Source organism: Dyella sp. (assembly GCF_035277725.1).
Classification (GTDB): domain Bacteria; phylum Pseudomonadota; class Gammaproteobacteria; order Xanthomonadales; family Rhodanobacteraceae; genus Dyella_B.
In genome coordinates, this window is record NZ_DATEJY010000054.1 from 1 (window position 1) to 3,176 (window position 3,176).

1 protein-coding gene and 1 pseudogene are annotated in these 3,176 nt (G+C 59.6%); both read left to right on the top strand.

Annotated elements, in window-relative coordinates; translation table 11 throughout:
• Window positions 1-1,116, top strand: a pseudogene (locus tag VJR68_RS04825) (xyloglucanase); the annotation flags it as partial.
• Window positions 1,117-1,417: 301 nt separating this feature from the next.
• Window positions 1,418-2,887: an alpha-L-fucosidase gene (locus VJR68_RS04830; RefSeq protein ID WP_324146432.1), complete on the top strand. Its 1,470-nt coding sequence runs from the start codon at window positions 1,418-1,420 to the stop codon at window positions 2,885-2,887.
• Window positions 2,888-3,176 lie beyond the last annotated feature (289 nt).

The window sequence follows — 3,176 nt, forward strand, 5'->3', positions numbered from 1 at the left end:
TTCGGCAACTGGGGCGAGGTAGCAATCGATCCGTTCAATTCAGCGCATGCCATGTACGGCACGGGCGGTGGCATCTGGGCAACGTCCGACCTCACCTCCGCCGATGCGGGACAAGCGACCCACTGGACCGTGGGCGCCAGCGGCATCGAGGAAACGGCGGTGATCACCTTGTTGTCGCCCACCGCCGGCCCGCCGTTGATCAGCGGGCTCGGTGACGTTTGCGGGTTCGTGCACACCAGCCTTACGACAGTGCCGCAGTCGCAACCCAACAACCCCACCTGCGGTGACAGCATCGGCACCGGGCTGGACTTCGCCAAGAACTCCCCCTCGACGATCGTGCGCATTCTGCAGCACGGCAACAGCACGCTCACCTCGTACGGCTCGATCTCCTACGACGGCGGCTCCACCTGGACGGGTTTTTCCAACCAGGCCGGCTCCACCAACGGCGGTGGAACGGTGGCGATTTCCGCCGATGGCGGCACGATCGTGTGGGCGCCTTCGGATGTCGCACCGGTGGCGTCAACGAATCACGGTAGCAGTTGGACAACCTTGACGTATCCTTCCAGCAGCGGCACCGCCAACCTGCCGACCAGTGTGCAAGTGTTGTCGGATGGCGCCAACGGCAATTTATTCTACGCGTGGAACCAGGCCACGGGCACATTCTTCAGCAGTTCGGATAAAGGCGTTACCTGGTATGCGTCGACAACTTCCGGCTTGCCGGTGCTGGCTTCCTGGCAGAGCAGTCAGGCGTCGACGGTAACGGGCGTGCAAGGCGATATCTGGCTTGCGACACCCAACGGTCTGTATCGCAGCCAAAGCTCCGGCTGGAGCTGGAGCCAGTTCGACGCATCGGCCATCAGTGCCGCGACGTCGATCGGCTTCGGCAAGGCAGCCGCCGGCAAATACTATCCAACGATCTACCTTGCCGGCACGGTCAACGGCGTAACCGGCCTGTTCCGCTCTATCGACACCGGGGCAACCTGGGTGCAAATCAACGATGCGCAGCATCAATGGGGTGGCATCACGCACGTGGTGGGCGATCCGCGCACATTCGGCACGGTGTACTTGGGTACCGACGCAGCCCGCGGCGTCATCTACGGCACCTCGTCGAATTGATGGATGCATCGATCGCCATCCCTCCCCTGCATGCAGGGGAGGGATGGCAACAATGCTCCGAACTTGAAGGCATTTCCGTGGCCGCGGCCGTAGGCTGGGATGAAATCCCAGCACCGCCTTGCATGGTGACGCTGGGATTTCATCCCAGCCTATATGCTTCGACACGAAATCGATGTGACCTCTGGATTTAGCCAGGCTGGCGAAAAGAAAACGCGGGGATATATAAGTGTTTGCACCCAACCTACCCTCGCTTCGCCAAGGGATTCGATGACCCCCGGATCATCCATCATGTCGGCCTTTTATGAATAGCATTCGAGTTCTTGTCTATGCGCTGCTTCTATGGGCGCCGATCTGTGCCTCGGCGACCTCGCCAGCGCCAGCAATTACCCACACAAAAGACACCGCACCATCCTCGGCCAGCGCATCGGGAAACGCCCAAAGCACCACTCTCCCACCGCCTCCTTTCGGATTGGCCGAGGTGCGCAGAGGCCCTGACGCAGACCAGCGCGTCCGTTGGTGGCGCGAAGCGCGATTCGGCATGTTTATCCATTTTGGGATCTACTCGGTGTTGGGCCATGGCGAATGGGCCATGTTCAACGAACGCATTCCCCATCGCCAATATGCAAAGCTCGCGGATGCATTCAAACCGGATCCCCATGCACCCGAAACATGGGTGAAAGCGGCTCAACGGGCCGGCATGAAATACATGGTGCTGACTGCGCGCCACCATGACGGTTTCTCACTGTTCGACTCGCATGCGAACGATTTCAACTCGATGCGTACGGCCGCACATCAAGATATCGTCGGCGAATACATGCGCGCGGCGCACGCGCAGAGGATGCGTGCAGGCTTGTATTACTCCCCCCTCGATTGGCGTTTTCCCGGGTACTTCTTCCCTGATCTTTACCCTGAATCCGCCGAGGCGATGCGTGAGCAGTACCACAAGGAAATCGAGCAACTGGCATCGGACTACGGCCAGCTCGATCTAATCTGGTTTGACGGCGGCGGTGAACAATGGCTCGGATTCGGCGGCATTGAATTCGATGGCTCAGGCTGGAAATCGCGTGCTCATGACAAACCCTATTCGGGACAGTTCTCATGGCAGGATGATCTTGTCAGCCGGCGTCTTCATCAGCTCCAGCCGCGCATTCTGATCAATGATCGAACCTCGGCTCCCGGAGACTGGCGAACGCGGGAAGGCGCAGACCGACTCGGCGACTTTGACAATACCCAGCCATGGGAGTTGTGCGTGACGCTGGCCGGCACGTGGGGTTACCAACCGGGTGCAAAACCTCGATCGTTGCAAGAACTCGTGCTGCTGCTGACCAACACGGTGGTGCGCGACGGAAATTTTCTGCTGAACGTGGGACCCGCACCGGACGGCCATATCCCGAACGATCAGCTGGAACGCCTCGATGAACTGGGCCGCTGGTTGCAAAGCCACGGCAGGGCCATCTACGGCACACGCGGCGGCCCGTTCCTGCCCTCCTCTACGGCTGGCTTCACGCGGTCAGGCAGGACGATCTTCTTGCACCTCTTGCCGAGCAATGGCTCTGCGCCACCCAGCAGCATGACCATTCCTGCATTCAGTACCGGCCCAAAGCTGTTACGCGCTCGGGTATTGGGTGAGAAGACGGACGTGACGCTGCGCTCCGTCCCGGGAGGCGGATTCAGCCTTTCACTTCCCAAAGCTTCCTCCGACTCACCGACCGTGATTGTGGAGCTGACTTACGACGGTTCAGTGATGGGGCTGCCGGTACAGTCCCTTTAAGGATGCTCTGATTTATTCGGCGTAGGTGGGACCGGTCCTGTCTGCGAGCAGATCACAGGTGCGATGGCGAAGGCAGACTGGCGCATCGTCGAGCCATCGCGCCGAGGAGATGCGCGCAGACAGGGCCGGTAACGCCTGCGCCGAATAAATCAGAGCATCCTTAATCTTACTGTGTCATAAAAATCAATGTAATATGTGTATAACTTGATGCCATGGGTGAGAGGCGATGAGGACGGTGTCAAACCGCTTCGAGAAGTATCTGGAGTACTTGGCGGAAGGACTGGGTCAT

Excerpts from the sequence above, each read along its gene's own strand:
- VJR68_RS04830 (WP_324146432.1), top strand. The coding sequence starts at position 1,418 with ATGAATAGCATTCGAGTTCTTGTCTATGCGCTGCTTCTATGGGCGCCG.